The organism is Rhizobium sp. N731 (genome assembly GCF_001664145.1).
In the GTDB taxonomy this organism is placed as follows: domain Bacteria; phylum Pseudomonadota; class Alphaproteobacteria; order Rhizobiales; family Rhizobiaceae; genus Rhizobium; species Rhizobium esperanzae.
The window spans coordinates 3155818-3172002 of record NZ_CP013601.1 but is presented as its reverse complement, the minus strand read 5'-3'; the positions used below and the strand labels follow the sequence as shown (position 1 = coordinate 3172002).

Sequence of the window (16185 nt, the reverse complement as noted above, 5' to 3'; positions counted from 1 at the left end):
TCTATCTGGTAAGGGCTGTCTGCCGGAACCCGCGGCAAAATTAGCAACTGGGCTCGAAGATTGTATATACCTAAATTTAAGGTATCGAGTATGCTATTTTAGATATGTTTGAACAAATGTGATCGGAATCCACAGCGAGCGTTTCGAATTCGCATCGCAGCAAAAAGTCGCCGGAAATGATCTCAAAACCCGCCGGATCGATGCCGCAGATGCGCCAAGAAGCCGATTTCGGGGCTTTTAAGCGCGCTGCAAGGGCTTCCGTCACATCGGGATGGCGTTCTACTAAATCTCGCACTGTTTCGGCCGCTTTGGCGGCGATCTCTTCGTTTGCCGGCGACTGGATGATGAGATCCCCTCCGTCGAGATGGTAGGCTCGGCCGAAGCCGGCATTGAGGCTCGCCTGCTCCGGTTTGAGACGGAAGAAGAGGAAATCGGGGAAATCGATGTAGAGATTTGCCTTGGGATGGCGATCGAGAAAACGGGTGCGAATGCGCTCGTGGAACCGATGACCATGCTCAATCGGCTCCGCCATGCATTGGGTCGTCAGCCGGCTATGGGCAAGCGGATCGCCCTTGCCGGGCTCGCCGGCCAGCAGCGAGGCGCGCGGGTCTCTTGCGAGCGCCTTTGTGTGAGCCGAAAGTTTCGAAACCAGGATGACGGGGGCGCCGTCGATATCGGTGGCGAGGAGGACCCGGCTGGCAAAGGGAAAACCGGTGTCGGGATCGAGAACGGCGATCGCCGCGTACCGTGCGGAGCGCAACAGCACACGGGCGAGCCTGCGGGCCTCGTCGTCGGTTTCGCGTAAGGGCGACGGCTGATCTTTCATATCCGCTTTGTGGCAAAGCGGATCGAAAACATCAAGCGTCCTCCTTGCGGCGATGGCGCGTGAGGCCGGCGACGATATCCTGGGCGGTGATGGTGCCGATGACCGTACCGTTTTCCACGATCCCGATGCTGCCCGGCTGACGGGCGAGCACGTCGAGGACATCGACGAGCGGGGTTGCGGCACGGGCCGTGGCGCTGACGCTCATGCCGGCGGCCGTCTGGCCAAGGCCGGGCTGCATGACGTCAGCGGCGGTCAGCATGTTGATCGGATTGAGGTTCTGCACGAAGTCGGCGACATACTGGTCCGCGGGGTTCTTGACGATGTCGTGCGGTGTTCCGCACTGAATGATCCGGCCGCCCTCCATGATGGCGATGCGGTTGCCGATGCGGAAGGCCTCGTCGAGATCGTGGCTGACGAAGAGAATGGTCTTCTTCAGCCGCCGCTGGAATTCCAGGAGTTCGTCCTGCAGGCGGGTGCGGATCAGCGGGTCGAGCGCCGAGAACGGCTCGTCCATGAGCAGGATCGGGGCGCCGGTGGCAAAGGCGCGGGCAAGGCCGACACGCTGCTGCATGCCGCCTGACAGTTCGTTGACCTTGCGGTTCGCCCATTTCGTCAGGTTGACGAGTTCGAGCTGCTCACCGACGCGGGCCTTGCGTTCGGCCTCCGGCATGCCGGCGAGTTCGAGACCGAAGCCGACATTTTCGGCGACGGTGCGCCAGGGCAGGAGAGCGAACTGCTGGAACACCATGGAGACGGTGTGGGTGCGCAGTTCGCGCAGCGCCTTGGCATTGCATTTATAAGGGTTGACGAGGCCGGTGGTCGTGGAGACCGCGACGTCGCCGCGCACCACGGGAGCGAGCCCGTTGACGGCGCGCAGCAAGGTCGACTTGCCCGAACCGGAAAGGCCCATCAGCACGAGGATCTCGCCTTCCTCGATCGTCAGCGAGGCATTGGCGACGCCCAGCACCAGGCCGGTCGCGGCGCCGATCTCGTCACGCGTTTTGCCCTGGTCGGCCATGGCAAGGGCGGCTTCCGGCCGATCGCCGAAGATAATGCTGACATCCTTGAAGCTTACCGCGGTCATGCGCCGTCTCCTTCACCCGCCGTGCGGAACATGCGGTCGAGAATGATCGCCAGGATGACGATACAGAGACCGGCTTCGAAGCCTTTTGCGACATTGACGGTGTTCAGCGCACGCACGACCGGCACGCCGAGACCATCGGCGCCGACGAGTGCGGCGATGACCACCATCGACAGCGACAGCATGATGGTCTGGGTGAGGCCCGCCATGATCTGCGGCGCGGCGAAGGGAAGCTCGACCTTGCGCAGCACCTGCATCGGCCGCGCGCCGAAGGCGACGGCGGCTTCGACGAGCGAGGGCGGCGTCGAGATGATGCCGAGGCGCGTCAGCCGGATGGGGGCGGGGATCGCGAAGATGACGGTCGCGATCAGGCCCGGAACCATTCCGAGGCCGAACAGGATCAGCGCCGGGATCAGGTAGACGAATGTCGGAATGGTCTGCATCAGATCAAGTACCGGGCGCATGGCGGCATAGACCCAGGCGCGGCGGGCGGCCGCGATACCGAGTGGAATACCGATCACCATGCTGACGAAGGTGGAGGCGAGCACGAGCGCGAGCGTCTCCGTCGTCTCCTTCCAGTATCCTTGATTCATGATGAGCAGCAGCCCAAGGCAGGTAAATAGCGTGATCGCGATCGACCGCCGCAGCCAGAAGGCGAGTGCGGAAATGACCGCGATGACGATCAGCGGATGCGGCTTTTGCAGCACGAGGAGCAGGCCGTCGATGACGTGCGACAACAGAAAGGCAAGCTGGTTGAAGAACCATTCGCCATTCGAGGTCAGCCAGTCCACGAAGGATTTGGCCAATGGGCCGATGGGAATCTTAGAGTCGGTGATCCAATTCAAGAGCGCGCCTATCCAGAAAAAACTAACAATCGGACAAAAATGAAGCAGGGCGGCGAGCCGCCCCGTTCATGTGATCAAAGGCCGAGACTGGTCTTGGCGGCCGCCAGCGCGTCGCCCTTGCCGTCGCGGGTCTTGACGCCGGCGAGCCAGGGCTCGAGTGCCGACGGGTTGGCCTTAAGCCATTCGGTAGCCGCGGCTTCCGGCTCCTTGCCGTCGTCGAGGATCTTGCCCATGATCTGGTTCTCCATGTCGAGGGAGAAGGTCAGGTTCTTCAGCATCGCGCCGACATTCGGGCATTCGCCGAGGTAGCCGGCGCGGACATTCGTGTAGACCTTGGCGCCGCCGAAGTCGGGACCGAAGACGTCGTCGCCGCCTGTGAGGTAGGTCAGCTTGAAGTTGGTGTTCATCGGATGGGGTTCCCAGCCGAGGAAGACGACGGGCTTGCCTGCTTTCTCGGCGCGAGCGACCTGGGCGAGCATGCCCTGTTCGGAGGATTCGACGACTTCCATATCCTTCATGCCGAAGGTGTTCTTTTCGATCAGATCCATGACGAGGCGGTTGCCGTCATTGCCGGGCTCGATGCCGTAGATCTTGCCGTCGAGATCGTCCTTGTGGGCGGCGATATCCTTGAAGTCCTTGATGCCGAGCTCTGCACCTTTGGCGTTGGTGGCGAGCGTGTACTTGGCGCCGACCAGATTGGGGCCGAAGGATTCGACCGACTTGTCATCGATATAGGGGCGGACGTCCTTTTCCTGTGTCGGCATCCAGTTGCCGAGGAAGATGTCGATGTCCTTGTTCTTCAGCGAGGTGTAGGTGACCGGCACCGAGAGGACCTTGACGTCGGTCTGATAGCCGATGCTTTTCAGGACGACGGAGGCGGTCGCCGTCGTGGCGGTGATGTCAGTCCAGCCGACGTCGGAGAAGTGGACGGTGGAGCAGCTGTCGGGATCGGCGGCGAAGGCGGCGGTCGCAACGGAGAGGGCGGCGACGGCAGTTGCAGTGACGAGTTTGAATGTGCTTGTTGTTTTCATTTTAGACTCCCAGTCTTTAGGTCCCCAAGCCAATCACCAATAACCCAGTTTGACAAGCGACCTCAGTGTGTTTGCGTCGTATCGACGGGTGCGATTGCGACGTCTGCAGATTTTTCGCAGTCGCGGGTTTTCGCGGCTTTCAGCCGGTTTTGGGCGTCAATTCCTGTGATTATCGCCGTTGCGGGGCTTTTCTTTGCCAATCCGAGCTTTCAATAAGCCGATCAAGGAGAAATCGGATGGCAAAGCTCTATTTCAACTACTCGACGATGAACGCCGGCAAGTCGACGATGCTGCTGCAGGCCTCCTATAATTATCAGGAGCGCGGCATGCGTACGGTGCAGCTGATCGCCGCCTTCGACGAGCGCGCCGGCCGCGGCGTCATCGGCTCGCGGATCGGGCTGGAGGCGAGCGCCATTCCCTTCGAACCGGACGAGGATCTGTTCCGACTGGTCATGACGCTGAGCGGCGAAGGGGCGCCGATCTCCTGCGTCTTCGTCGATGAGGCGCATTTCATGACGCCCCTCCATGTCTGGCAGCTTGCCCGCATCGTCGACCGACTCGGCATCCCGGTCATGGTGTACGGGCTGAGGACGGATTTTCAGGGCAAGCTGTTTCCGGCCTCACAGGAGCTTTTGGCGATCGCCGACGAAATGCGCGAGGTGCGGACGATCTGCCACTGCGGGCGTAAGGCGACGATGGTGGTGCGGCTGGACGCGCAGGGAAAGGTGCTGCATGAAGGGGCGCAGATCGATGTCGGCGGCAATGAGAAATATGTCTCTCTCTGCCGCAGGCACTGGGACGACGAAATGAACGGGGCCTGGATCGCCGAGCCTGTGTGAGGCGATGAAAGGGCCGGTTTTCTTCGGCGTCTGGAGCGGCTAGCTTGGGTAGGAGATTCTCCGGGGAGATCAGGTGCGCAAACCTCCGCCATTCGACAGCCAGTACGAAGCCGCAGGCGGCCTTGCCGAAAAGATTGCGGCCGAGGGAGCCTATTGCGAAGCCTGCATCCGCGGCTTTGACAGCGACGAAACGCGGTCGGCCGACGAGGTTTTTCTCGAACAGAATGCGCGCTTCCAGACCCATATCGCCGATGGCGCAGCGCTTGATGCGTTGCTTGCCGAACTGGTCTTTACATTGGACCGGATGACGGCGGAGGTTTCGGCCGATCTCGACAGCTTCCGCGGATTGACGCTGCGCGAGAAAATGGCCGGCTGGACGTCGCGCCAGAGAATGTGGCGCATGTATACCGAACGCGTGCGCGAGGCGCCGGTCATCGAGCGGCTGCTCGACCTCCTGGCAAAATCGGACGCGCTCGCCAAGCTGATCGTAAGCCAGCGCACCTCGATCATCGAACGCCACAAGATAGCCGAACACGGTCTCGTGGGCATTGTCGAGCAACGGCGCCGGCTGGTCGATTCCATCGATATCGCCCGCCTGAAGATGAAGGAGCTCAATGCCAAGGCGCTGACGACCCAGGGCCGCATCGGCGTCTATGGCAACAGGGCGCACTGGGAGCAGATGGAGGCAGAGCGACGGGCGTTGAAGGCAGAGGCCGAGCGAATTTCGGCGGAGGAGCACGAGATGCGGGACGACAGTCAGCGGCGCGAGCGCTTCATCGGCCTGTTCCAGGCTTTCGTCGATTCGTTGAATGGCCGGATCGGTGCCTGCAACGTCTTGCTGCGCAAGCTGATGATCGATGTCGAGGAGCGGCTGATCATCTATCAGGCGCAGGTCGATACCGACCGGCCGGGCATGAAGGTCAGGATCAAGCCGGAACTCTTCGCCGATATTGCGGCCCCGATCAGGCTGTTCGAGAAGGGCATGCTGGTCGCCCAGGATCTGGAGCGGCGCAAGAGCCGGGCCGACCTCGACGTCGCCGGAAAATTTCCGGCCTATGGCGAGCCGGCACCGGAAACGCCGGCAGCGCCGCTCATCGATACGGCGCGCGGGTCCTTCCGCTTCAGGTTGCCATTCCTGCGTTCCTGATCCGTGCCCCGCGCCGTCCGCGCTGCTTTCATTCGTAAAAATCGAGGCGCTCGTGTTGTGCTCGGCCTGACGAGCGCATATGTGCATGCAGCGGGGCGGCGATGTCCCGGTGTTCGCCTCGCCTGACAGGAGACGACGATGCTTGACCGGATAGCCGGTTTTTTCAGGCTGATCGGCCAGACGATCGGCCGCTGGGCCCGCCTGTTTTTCGCCTGGGCCTTCTGGCCCTTTCTTGCCGCGCATGGCTGGTACCAGCGCCGGAGCTGGCTGATCCGGCTGCCGATCATCGCATTCGTGGCGCTCTTCGCCGTACTTTACGGCTATTTCTTCTGGCAGACGCAGGTCTGGTCGAACTTCAACACCGCCTTCGTCGACCAATACCGGTTTTCGGAACGCAAGATTGCTGCCGGGCAGGAACTGCCGTCCGCCGAGAGCGCGAGCGGAGCGGCCACCAAGACCTGTCAGCGCTCAGCCATTGTCGATGTCACGGCTGACCTTACCGATTTCAACGTCAACCAGAACGCATGGATTTCTTCCATGCTGCTCTACAAAATGGGCTTCTTCGGGATCGACTGGGATCACACGCCCTTCCTCGACAACAAGGCCTCATTCCAGCGCGGCATCAACCAGGCAGTCCGGCGTACCTCGGCGGAGCTTGTCGATACACTCGGGCGCGTGCGCGGCACGTCTGGCATCAACAACGATCTGCAGAGCGCGCGCGGCAATCTGCAGTTCGACGAATATAGCTGGTATTTCGGGCTCAATCCCTTCGGGCCTAAGACGCCGACGCCTTCCTACTACCGCTCGGCGATCGGCAGCCTACGCAAGTTCAATACTGAACTGTCCGCCTGCAACGTTATTTTCGACGGCCGCGCCGACAATCTGATGCAGTTCATTGACCGCATCGCAAACGATCTCGGCGCCACCTCCGACATGCTCGCCGAGCGCTCGGAACACCATAATCGCGGCTGGTTCGACACGCGTGCCGACGATCGGTTCTGGTTCGCCTACGGCCAGCTTTATGCCTATTACGCCATCCTGACCGCTGCGCAGGCGGATTTCTCGCAGGTGGTGCAGGAACGCAATCTCGGCGCGATCTGGAGCGGCACCACGCGACAGTTCCAGGCGGCACTGCGCATCCAGCCCTCGATCATCTCGAACGGCCGCGAAGACGGCTGGATCATGCCGAGCCACCTCGCGACCATGGGCTTCTATATCTTGAGGGTGCGCTCGAACCTCGTCGAGATCCGGTCGGTGCTCGATCGTTAGAGCGTTGCGCGTCAGCGGCGCGCCGCATGATCCTCGAAGCCAACGACGCGCAGCTTCTCGACGAATTCATAGGTGACGCCGACGATGCCGCCGCTGGCATCGTCACGGAAGCGGCCGATGCTGCGCACCAACTTGTAACCGCCGAGCCGGTTGTCGACGCGATAGACGAAATGGAAGCCGACGCCGTGAAGGCTTGCCTCCTCGAAGGTCTGGGCGATCAGGCTGCGGTCTTCGGTGTGAATGCGAGACATCAGTTCGGCCAGATTGACCGGCCGGTCGCTATAGGGGAGATCGAAGATCGCGTGCACATCCTCGCTTGCAAAGAAATGTCCGGTTTCGATGTCGATGCGCCAGAAGCCGAAAAGGCGATAGGCAGCAACCATCTGAACGATTTCCGCATCGGTGATGCCGATATGGGCGCGGGACTGTGCTATCTTGTCGACGACAGGCTGTTCGAAGCGAAGAGACACGATTCCCCCAATTCACGGGATGACGTGCTGACCCTCTTCTGATTTTTCAGCTGATCAGCTTCAATCGAATTGCTTTTGCTACCAACTGGGTGCGATTGACGCAATCGAGTTTTTTGATCGCATTGGTCATATAGGCATTCACCGTATGATCGGAGAGCGTCAGGATCTGGCCGATCTCGATCGAGGTCTTGCCCTGTGCCGTCCAGCGCACGACTTCAAGTTCCCGCGCCGACAGCGCATTGTGCGCATTTTCCTCGTTGCGCCTGACCGCATTGAATGCGTCGAGGGCATGCAGGATGATGATCGCCAGCTCGTTGACCTCGCTCTGGCCGAGCGCCGCACGTTCGCCGCAGAACCAGAAGACCAGGCGCCGGCCATCGACTGCAATGGTCGGCATGGCAATGCCTGCAGGTATCGCATGGCGCAGCATCAAGGCGCGCAGCTCGGCCGGAAAGGCCTGTCCATTGACGGCATCGTTGAGGTGCCAGGCCTGCGGCACAGCCGACTCCCTCAACCGTACGCCGAAAGGGCAACCACGCATCATGTTGGCGCGATCGAAATCTCTGATATAGGCCGCGGGAAGCGAGCTTTCGATCAGCAGCGGTTTCAGGAGGAGGTCTTCCGGCGAGGGAGCGTGCATCAGCGTCGCATAGGACAGTCCGAAGGCCGCGGAGACTCTGCCGAGTCCTTGTGCAAACAGGCCGCGCGTTCCTGCAACAGCAAGTTCCGCCGAAAGCAACGACTGTCTTTCAGAGGTGGTCATGTAAGACATTTTTACGCCCCGGCAGCCTCAATGTTAACGCTATCAAATACACAAACACTGCCGGATGCTAGCCCCAATTGCCTTATCTCAAGCCGATTAGGTCGAAAGGCGCAGAAATAGTTACGACTGCGCGCGCCCCGGTTGAGTTGCGGCCTGCGCAAGTAGCGTTGTGGTATCTTTGACCTCTGCTGCGGCGGGACAGCTGTGGATACCGCCTGCTCCGGGCAGGAAGAGAATCACGCCGGAAGAGCCTGGGCGCCGAGAGGCGCCGAAAACTGGCTTGCTGTGGCACGATGCAATTGATAGGCGTATTAACATGTATAACTGAGGCGATTTAATCGTGCGCTTTGCATTCTGCCTGCATTTCAAGCATCTGTTTTCTCTGGCAGTACTTGCTTTTCTTTTGTTGAACTTGCCGATCGATGCCGCGACCTCGCAGGCAGCCGGGCCGAAGGCGGCAGGGCAGCCGCCGATGCGCTTCATCCTCGTGCACCATCTTCTCTGCATGGAGGACTGTCCGGGATGGATATCGGCAGAGGGACGCATAACCTCCGACACGCCCGCGCAACTGCGAAAAATCCTCAAGAAGATCGGTAACCGAAAGCCGCCGATAGTCTTCCGTTCCGAGGGCGGTGATGTCGATGCCGCCTATGCGATGGGCCGGATGATCCGCAAAGCAGGTCTGGAAACGGCGGTAGGCGGCACCAGGCTGAAGGATTGCCCGCCGGACGATCTGCGCTGCGCTGCCGCCATCTCAAAGGACGGGACCGCGCTTGGTAACACCTATTCGGACGGCGCATATTGTTTTTCCGCCTGCCCGCTGGCGTTTGCGGGCGGTACGTCGCGTGTCGCGTCGCAATGGGCGTTCATCGGTGTTCACCAGATCACGACGATCTATAACAGGGTGCGCGTTTCCTACCGTATCGAATACAAGATCGTGAACGGCAGGAGGAAAGAAATCTCCCGCAAGGAAGTCGGACGCAAATCGGCCGGGCAGAGCAGCTCCACCAAGCTCGGCAAGAAGGCCAGCATCGCCCTAATGGCCTATTTGAAGGAGATGGGGGTCGATAAGGATCTGGTGGATCATATGATGAGCGCCAAGCCGGACAGCATCATGATCGTGCCGCCCGCAGAGGCAATTCGAATAGGCCTCATGACCGGCATGCTGTCTTACAGCGAGTGGCCGGGAATGCCGCTTTGCGCACCGGATGCAGCCGCCGAGGCTGTCTGCCACGGACATCGGGCGGTCAAGACGTCTGCGGCTGAGGCGCCGGTTTCCGAGACGCCCGTGCAGAATGCGTCCGGAGGCGCAAGCGAGAGCCTGCCGAAAACACGGCCCATGGATTTTCTCCTGATGTCCAATGGCAATTGTCGGGAGGAGTGCACACAATGGATTTCCGCGGATGGCTCGGCGAAAGGAAACTCCCGATCGTCCTTCAGTCCAATGGCGGGGATATGGATGCGGCTTTCGCTATGGGGCGTATGGTCCGTGCTGCAGGTCTGGAGACCTCGATCGGCAGAACGCAGTTGCCGAATTGTCCAAAGCAGGACCAGCGTTGCAAAGCCGGCACCGCCGAAAGCGGGCTGACCGAGGGCGAAGTCTTTACCAGTGGTGCGTATTGCCTTTCGACCTGTACTCTTGTCTTGATGAGCGGAGCGCCGCGGACCGCCGGATATTCAGCCATCGGCCTCGTCAGACCAAAGACGACTGAATATGCGAAATTCTTCAGCTATTTCGACGAGATGGGCGTCAGTGCCGAGCCATACCAGACGATGATGCTCGAGACGGCAATCGATCAAGCGATTATGCTTCCCTCTCAAGCGTTCAAGCTTGGCGTCATCAATGGCATCATTCCTTATGATGAAGAGCCGGGCTTGCATGTCTGTGGGCCAGAGGCAAAGGAAAGTCTCCAATGCCCGACAGTGCCGCGCGTTTTATCGGATGCGAAAGGCACGCAGTAACATTTTGAATCTACGCATCATGCTTTCCCATGATCCAGCGCGGCGGCCGCAGGGCGAGCGCTATTCACAGCATGCCGATATTTCGCTATCCCAGTCGCGAGGACAAGCGCTTTCGCGCATGCGAAAGGCCGGGACGGGGACATCCATGCCATCCATCAAATCCGATATTGAAATCGCGCGCGCCGCGGCCAAGAGGCCGATCTTCGAGATCGGGGCAAAGCTCGGCATCGCGGCCGAGCAGCTCGCCCCCTATGGTCACGACAAGGCGAAGGTCAGCGCCAAGTTCATCGCGGCGCAGGCGGTCAAGAAGGACGGCAAGCTGATCCTTGTCACGGCGATCAATCCGACGCCGGCGGGCGAAGGCAAGACGACGACGACCGTCGGCCTCGGCGACGGGCTGAATCGGATCGGCAAGAAAGCGATCGTCTGCATCCGCGAGGCGTCGCTCGGTCCCTGCTTCGGCGTCAAGGGCGGGGCGGCCGGCGGCGGTTATGCGCAGGTTGTGCCGATGGAAGACATCAACCTGCATTTTACCGGCGATTTCCATGCGATCACCTCGGCCCACAATCTGCTGGCTGCGATGATCGACAACCACATCTATTGGGGCAACGAAGAGAATATCGACATCCGCCGCATCACCTGGCGGCGTGTCATGGACATGAACGACCGGGCGCTGCGCAGCATGGTCTCCTCTCTCGGCGGCGTCGCCAACGGTTTTCCACGCCAGGGCGGCTTCGACATCACCGTCGCCTCCGAAGTGATGGCGATCCTCTGCCTCGCCACCGATCTCAAGGATCTGGAGCGGCGGCTCGGCGACATCATCATCGGCTACCGCTTCGACAAGACGCCGGTGCATGCGCGCGATCTGAAAGCCGACGGCGCCATGGCCGTGCTGCTAAAGGATGCAATGCAGCCGAACCTGGTGCAGACGCTGGAAAACAACCCGGCCTTCGTGCATGGCGGCCCGTTCGCCAATATCGCCCATGGCTGTAATTCGGTGACGGCGACGAAGACGGCGCTGAAGCTCGGAGAGTATGTCGTGACGGAAGCGGGATTCGGGGCCGATCTCGGGGCTGAAAAATTCTTCAACATCAAATGCCGCAAGGCCGGGCTGAAGCCGGACGCGGCCGTCGTCGTCGCGACCGTCCGGGCGCTGAAGATGAATGGCGGCGTGAAGAAGGAGAATCTCGGCACGGAGGACGTCGCAGCGCTGAAGAAGGGCTGCGCCAATCTTGGCCGGCACGTTGCCAATGTGCGCCGCTTCGGCGTGCCCGTCGTCGTCGCGATCAATCATTTCGTCACAGATACCGATGCGGAGATCGCGGCGGTGAAGGAATTCGTCTCGCGGCTCGGCGCCGAAGCGATCCTCTGCCAACACTGGGCCAAAGGTTCGGCCGGCATCGAGGAACTGGCGCATAAGGTGGTGGAATTGGCCGAATCGGGTCAAGCGAAATTCCAGCCGCTCTACGGCGACGACATTTCGCTGTTCGAGAAGATCGAGATCGTCGCCTCGAAAATCTACCATGCCGGCGAGGTGACCGCCGACAAGGCGGTGCGCGATCAGTTGCAGACATGGGAGGAGCAGGGCTACGGCAAGCTGCCGGTCTGCATGGCGAAGACGCAATATTCCTTCTCCACCGATCCGAACCTGCGCGGCGCGCCGGAAGGCCATATCGTTTCGGTGCGCGAGGTGCGGCTTTCAGCCGGCGCCGGCTTCGTTGTCGCCATCACCGGCGAGATCATGACGATGCCTGGCCTGCCGAAATCGCCCTCAGCGGAACGGATTTTTTTGAATGAGCAGGGTTATATTGAGGGGTTGTTCTGATTAGGCGTGGGGAAGGGACGGGATGCGGCCTCTCGATCCTGCCTTCTCCCGAGGGTAGAAGAGGATATGCTCCGCACCGTCTCCGTTCCCCGCCAGTTCTCGCTTGATGACGGGATTCTAGCCCTTCAACCGTCAATAACAATAACGATAGCCGCCCTTCCTTTCGATGACGTCGAGATGGAAATGGGTTTCGTGGGCCGCGTCGCTTTCCGGGTCGAGGACGGTGGTGAAATAGAGGCAGCCGGCGGCGCTGACGGCGCGCTGGAAGGCGCCGGTAAGTGTCGAGTCCTCGCGGCGGGAGCGGACGGCGACATCCTCGCCCTTTTGGAAATGGAAGCTGGCAATATCGATGGCGTTGCCGCGGGCGTGTTCGGAGATCTTGCCTGTTTCGGCGCCGTTGCGCAGGCGGCACATATAGGCGGTAGCCTGGTTGACGGCGGTGATACGGCCCTGCTCAGGCAGGGCGGCGGAAGCGGCAGGGATGACGCTCTCCTTCAACCAGCGGGCAAGTGCGAGTGCCGCCGGGCAGCGGATCGTTGCCTCCGGCTTGAGGGCGATACCGGGCAGAGCCTCGGAGACGATGATCGGTTTGTCGATGCCGCAGCCGTTGCCGTCATCGATGCGCGGCGTTTCCTTGAAGACGACACCCAACTCCTTGAGTGCGGCCGTGCATTCGGCATGCTCAGCGTCGCTTTCGGATTCGATCGTCAGATGCTGCTCTTCAAGCGTCTGCTCGCCGGGCGGCTTTTCTTCCGGCGGAGTCTGCGGGCTTTCGACCTGGCCCGGCGGAAGCGGCGGGCCCTGCATGGGTTCTGCAGGCTCAGGCTTTGCCGGTTCGGCTGATGGAGCAGGCGGCTGGTCCGGTTCGGATGTCTCCGGCTCCTTTACCTCAGGTTTCGGCTGAGGGGTCGGCACCTGCTCAGGCGCGGAGGGTTCCGCTTTTTCCGAGGACGGTGGAGTGGGACCGGTCGTCTGCCCGTCATCGGGCCGCGGCTCGGGCAATGGACCGTGGGGGGGCAGGCGGGCGCCGGCAAGAAAGGCGGTAGCGGCGAGCAGGATCGCCAATGTCGAAAATTTTCTCAATCCATCCGGTTCCTGGTATTGGTGGCTAGAAGCAACGCATGAGAGCGGTTTTCGTTGCAATTGTGCAAGGCTTTCAATAACGGCATCAATCTGCATGCCTCGCTTGCCTATGCCTACGGCAGGAATGAAGAAACCACCCAGCGCCTGCGCTCGGTGGCGCCGTTCAAGGCGATTGTCGGCGGCGGCTGGAGCAATGACACCTTCGGCTTCGATCTGTCTTCGACGCTATCTGCCGGCATGCTCACCGACCATCTCAATGCACCCGGTTATGCAATTGTCGACTTGACCGGCTGGTGGACGCCGGAACAGTTGCCGGGCCTACGCGTTCAAGCCGGTGTCTACAATATTTTCGACCGGAAATATTTCAACGCGTTGGCCGTACGCGACGTCAACCTGGTCTCGACCGCATCGCAGCCTCGTGATTGGTATTCCGAGCCGGGCCGTACCTTCAAGGTGTCGCTCACGAAGACCTTCTGACTGCCGGCGACACACCTTCACGGCTGGGGAGGGGCGGTTTTCGGGCCGCCCTTTTTCATTGCGCAATCGCCTCTTGCGCGGCGGCTGATCTCAGGCTAACAATTTTTCCATGATCACGTCCTTGAACATTGCTGTTTGGTGGTGGGCTCGCTGAGGCGGCCTCGACCAATCGTGTCCAAAGACGACGACGAGTGAGCCGCCCGAAACTTCGAGGCGGCTTTTTTGTTTTATCGCTGCCTGTCGTCCGGGCCCGATAACGGAGTGGAACAATGGTAACGATCCTGCGGGATGATGGTGCGGAAATCTACGAGACCAAGGGCGGCATATCCGTCACCCGGCAGCGTCGGGCGATCCCTTACGGCGATGCGGTCTCCTCCTATATCGATAAGCTCGACGAACGCCGCGGCGCGGTGTTCTCGTCGAACTACGAATATCCGGGCCGTTATACGCGCTGGGATACCGCCGTTGTCGATCCGCCGCTCGGCATCTCCTCCTTCGGGCGCGACGTCTGGATCGAGGCCTATAACGAGCGCGGCGAGGTGCTCCTCGGCTTCGTGACGGAGCGGCTGAAGACAGTGTCCGATCTCGTGCTCGGCGCTTCCTCCGCCCGCCGCCTCGACCTCTCCGTCAAGGCGCCGGACCGGGTGTTCACCGAGGAAGAGCGCTCGAAGATGCCGACCGTCTTCACGGTGCTGCGCGCTGTCACCGACCTCTTCTATTCGCAGGCCGATGCGAGCCTCGGGCTCTACGGCGCCTTCGGCTACGACATCGCCTTCCAATTCGATGCGATCGATCTGAAGCTGACGCGGCCTTCCGACCAGCGCGACATGGTGCTCTACCTGCCGGACGAAATCCTTGTCGTCGACAACTATGCCGCCAAGGCCTGGATCGACCGCTATGATTTCGCGAAGAACGGCGTGACGACCGAAGGCAAGGCGGAAGATATCGCGCCCGAGCCCTTCAAGCAGACGGATGCCATACCGCCGAAGAGCGACCACCGGCCGGGCGAATATGCCGAACTCGTCGTCAAAGCCAAGGAAAGCTTCCGCAAGGGCGATCTTTTCGAAGTCGTGCCCGGGCAGAAGTTCATGGAGCGCTGCGAAAGCAAGCCTTCGGATATTTCCAGGCGGCTGAAGGCGATCAATCCGTCGCCCTATTCCTTCTTCATCAATCTCGGCAATCAGGAATATCTGGTCGGCGCCTCGCCCGAGATGTTCGTGCGCGTATCCGGCCGCCGCATCGAGACCTGCCCGATCTCGGGCACGATCAAACGCGGTGACGATCCGATCGCCGACAGCGAGCAGATCCTGAAGCTCCTGAATTCCAAAAAGGACGAATCCGAGCTTACCATGTGCTCGGATGTCGACCGCAACGACAAGAGCCGCGTCTGCGAGCCGGGCTCGGTCAAGGTGATCGGCCGCCGGCAGATCGAAATGTATTCGCGCCTCATCCACACGGTGGATCATATCGAGGGGCGGCTGCGCGACGACATGGATGCCTTCGATGGGTTCCTCAGCCACGCCTGGGCGGTCACCGTCACCGGTGCACCGAAGCTCTGGGCGATGCGCTTCATCGAGAGCCATGAAAAGAGCCCGCGCGCATGGTATGGTGGGGCGATCGGCATGGTCGGCTTCAACGGCGACATGAATACCGGCCTGACGCTGCGCACGGTGCGCATCAAGGACGGCATCGCCGAAGTGCGCGCCGGCGCGACGCTACTCAACGATTCCGACCCGCACGAAGAAGAAGCCGAAACCGAACTGAAGGCCTCCGCCATGCTTTCCGCCATCCGAGACGCCAAGATCGGCAATTCCGGCAAGATTCAGCGCGACGTTGCTTCCGTTGGCAAGGGCGTCAGCATCCTGCTCGTCGACCATGAGGACAGCTTCGTTCATACGCTGGCCAATTATTTCCGCCAGACGGGAGCGACGGTTTCGACCGTGCGCACGCCAGTGCCGGAGGAGATCTTCGACCGGCTGAACCCGGATCTCGTCGTGCTGTCGCCCGGGCCGGGGACGCCCAAGGATTTCGACTGCAAGGCGACGATCAAGAAGGCGCGGGCGCGCAACCTGCCGATCTTCGGCGTCTGCCTTGGCCTGCAGGCGCTCGCCGAAGCCTATGGCGGGGAACTGCGCCATCTGGCCCTGCCGATGCACGGCAAGCCGTCGCGCATCCGCGTGCTGGAGCCGGGCATCGTCTTCTCCGGCCTTTCGAAGGAGGTGACCGTCGGCCGCTACCACTCGATTTTCGCCGATCCCTCGACGCTGCCGCGTGAATTCATCATCACGGCTGAAAGCGAAGACGGCACGATCATGGGCATCGAACACGCCAAGGAGCCGATCGCCGCGGTGCAGTTCCACCCGGAATCGATCATGACGCTCGGCGGCGATGCCGGCATGCGGATGATCGAGAACGTCGTGGCGCATCTGGCGCGCAAGGTGAAGACGAAGGCGGCTTGATTGGCAATTCCGGTTCGCCCTTCCTGACCACGGGAAGGGGCTAGGAGCGGCGTCGAGTGTGTCCTTCGAGGCGATCCAGCGGATCGCGCCTCAGATAAAGGACGTTGG

General features: G+C 61.1%; 12 protein-coding genes and 2 pseudogenes. 7 read left to right on the top strand and 7 right to left on the bottom strand.

Going from position 1 to position 16185, the window contains the following annotated elements; all coding sequences use genetic code 11:
* Positions 1-76: 76 nt before the first annotated feature.
* The 4 genes from AMK02_RS15605 to AMK02_RS15590 all read right to left on the bottom strand — a co-directional run bounded on the left by AMK02_RS15605 (position 77) and on the right by AMK02_RS15590 (position 3783).
* On the bottom strand, positions 77-826 hold the full coding sequence (locus AMK02_RS15605; RefSeq protein ID WP_064804163.1) for a HugZ family pyridoxamine 5'-phosphate oxidase: 750 nt from the start codon (positions 824-826) through the stop codon (positions 77-79).
* Positions 827-857: 31 nt separating this feature from the next.
* A complete protein-coding gene (gene choV, locus AMK02_RS15600; protein ID WP_064804161.1) occupies positions 858-1910 on the bottom strand; it encodes a choline ABC transporter ATP-binding protein in 1053 nt (350 codons plus the stop codon).
* Positions 1907-2752 carry a choline ABC transporter permease subunit gene (gene choW, locus AMK02_RS15595; RefSeq protein ID WP_011426322.1) on the bottom strand — a complete coding sequence of 282 codons (846 nt, stop codon included), beginning with the start codon at positions 2750-2752 and terminating at the stop codon, positions 1907-1909. Before choW ends, choV begins: the two co-directional genes overlap by 4 nt.
* Positions 2753-2826: 74 nt before the next feature.
* Entirely contained in the window at positions 2827-3783 is a 957-nt protein-coding gene (locus AMK02_RS15590) for a choline ABC transporter substrate-binding protein (protein WP_011426321.1), read from the bottom strand.
* Between the two features lie 236 nt (positions 3784-4019).
* Here AMK02_RS15590 and AMK02_RS15585 point away from each other — a divergent pair, with 236 nt between their 5' ends.
* From AMK02_RS15585 to AMK02_RS15575, 3 genes are all read left to right on the top strand, one after another.
* Positions 4020-4622, top strand: coding sequence for a thymidine kinase (locus AMK02_RS15585; RefSeq protein ID WP_011426320.1), 603 nt, complete (start codon positions 4020-4022; stop codon positions 4620-4622).
* 73 nt (positions 4623-4695) lie between these two features.
* Positions 4696-5769 (top strand): hypothetical protein, encoded by a 1074-nt coding sequence (locus AMK02_RS15580; protein ID WP_064804159.1) that lies wholly within the window; start codon positions 4696-4698, stop codon positions 5767-5769.
* A gap of 138 nt (positions 5770-5907) precedes the next feature.
* Positions 5908-7038, top strand: coding sequence for a DUF2333 family protein (locus tag AMK02_RS15575; RefSeq protein WP_064804157.1), 1131 nt, complete (start codon positions 5908-5910; stop codon positions 7036-7038).
* Positions 7039-7049: 11 nt separating this feature from the next.
* Here AMK02_RS15575 and AMK02_RS15570 read toward each other — a convergent pair whose 3' ends face one another.
* Both AMK02_RS15570 and AMK02_RS15565 read right to left on the bottom strand, forming a co-directional pair.
* A complete protein-coding gene (locus AMK02_RS15570; protein ID WP_064804155.1) occupies positions 7050-7508 on the bottom strand; it encodes a PAS domain-containing protein in 459 nt (152 codons plus the stop codon).
* A gap of 46 nt (positions 7509-7554) precedes the next feature.
* Positions 7555-8280 (bottom strand): helix-turn-helix transcriptional regulator, encoded by a 726-nt coding sequence (locus AMK02_RS15565; protein WP_064804153.1) that lies wholly within the window; start codon positions 8278-8280, stop codon positions 7555-7557.
* Between the two features lie 331 nt (positions 8281-8611).
* Here AMK02_RS15565 and AMK02_RS15560 point away from each other — a divergent pair.
* Positions 8612-10233: pseudogene (locus tag AMK02_RS15560) on the top strand (hypothetical protein).
* A gap of 145 nt (positions 10234-10378) precedes the next feature.
* On the top strand, positions 10379-12058 hold the full coding sequence (locus AMK02_RS15555) for a formate--tetrahydrofolate ligase (protein WP_064806264.1): 1680 nt from the start codon (positions 10379-10381) through the stop codon (positions 12056-12058).
* A 132-nt stretch (positions 12059-12190) separates the two neighbouring features.
* Here the strand turns inward: AMK02_RS15555 and AMK02_RS15550 are convergent, their stop codons facing one another.
* Positions 12191-13201 carry an extensin-like domain-containing protein gene (locus AMK02_RS15550; protein WP_064804151.1) on the bottom strand — a complete coding sequence of 337 codons (1011 nt, stop codon included), beginning with the start codon at positions 13199-13201 and terminating at the stop codon, positions 12191-12193.
* Positions 13202-13207: 6 nt separating this feature from the next.
* Between AMK02_RS15550 and AMK02_RS15545 the strand changes: the two are divergent.
* Together AMK02_RS15545 and AMK02_RS15540 are read left to right on the top strand one after the other, a co-directional pair.
* Positions 13208-13618: pseudogene (locus AMK02_RS15545) on the top strand (TonB-dependent hemoglobin/transferrin/lactoferrin family receptor); the annotation flags it as partial.
* A gap of 269 nt (positions 13619-13887) precedes the next feature.
* Positions 13888-16077, top strand: coding sequence for an anthranilate synthase (locus tag AMK02_RS15540; RefSeq protein WP_064804147.1), 2190 nt, complete (start codon positions 13888-13890; stop codon positions 16075-16077).
* Positions 16078-16185: the final 108 nt, after the last annotated feature.

Coding starts and splice junctions, on each gene's coding strand:
- AMK02_RS15605 (WP_064804163.1), bottom strand. CDS start 826: ATGAAAGATCAGCCGTCGCCCTTACGCGAAACCGACGACGAGGCCCGC.
- choV (WP_064804161.1), bottom strand. CDS start 1,910: ATGACCGCGGTAAGCTTCAAGGATGTCAGCATTATCTTCGGCGATCGG.
- AMK02_RS15590 (WP_011426321.1), bottom strand. CDS start 3,783: ATGAAAACAACAAGCACATTCAAACTCGTCACTGCAACTGCCGTCGCC.
- AMK02_RS15585 (WP_011426320.1), top strand. CDS start 4,020: ATGGCAAAGCTCTATTTCAACTACTCGACGATGAACGCCGGCAAGTCG.
- AMK02_RS15575 (WP_064804157.1), top strand. CDS start 5,908: ATGCTTGACCGGATAGCCGGTTTTTTCAGGCTGATCGGCCAGACGATC.
- AMK02_RS15565 (WP_064804153.1), bottom strand. CDS start 8,280: ATGTCTTACATGACCACCTCTGAAAGACAGTCGTTGCTTTCGGCGGAA.
- AMK02_RS15555 (WP_064806264.1), top strand. CDS start 10,379: ATGCCATCCATCAAATCCGATATTGAAATCGCGCGCGCCGCGGCCAAG.
- AMK02_RS15540 (WP_064804147.1), top strand. CDS start 13,888: ATGGTAACGATCCTGCGGGATGATGGTGCGGAAATCTACGAGACCAAG.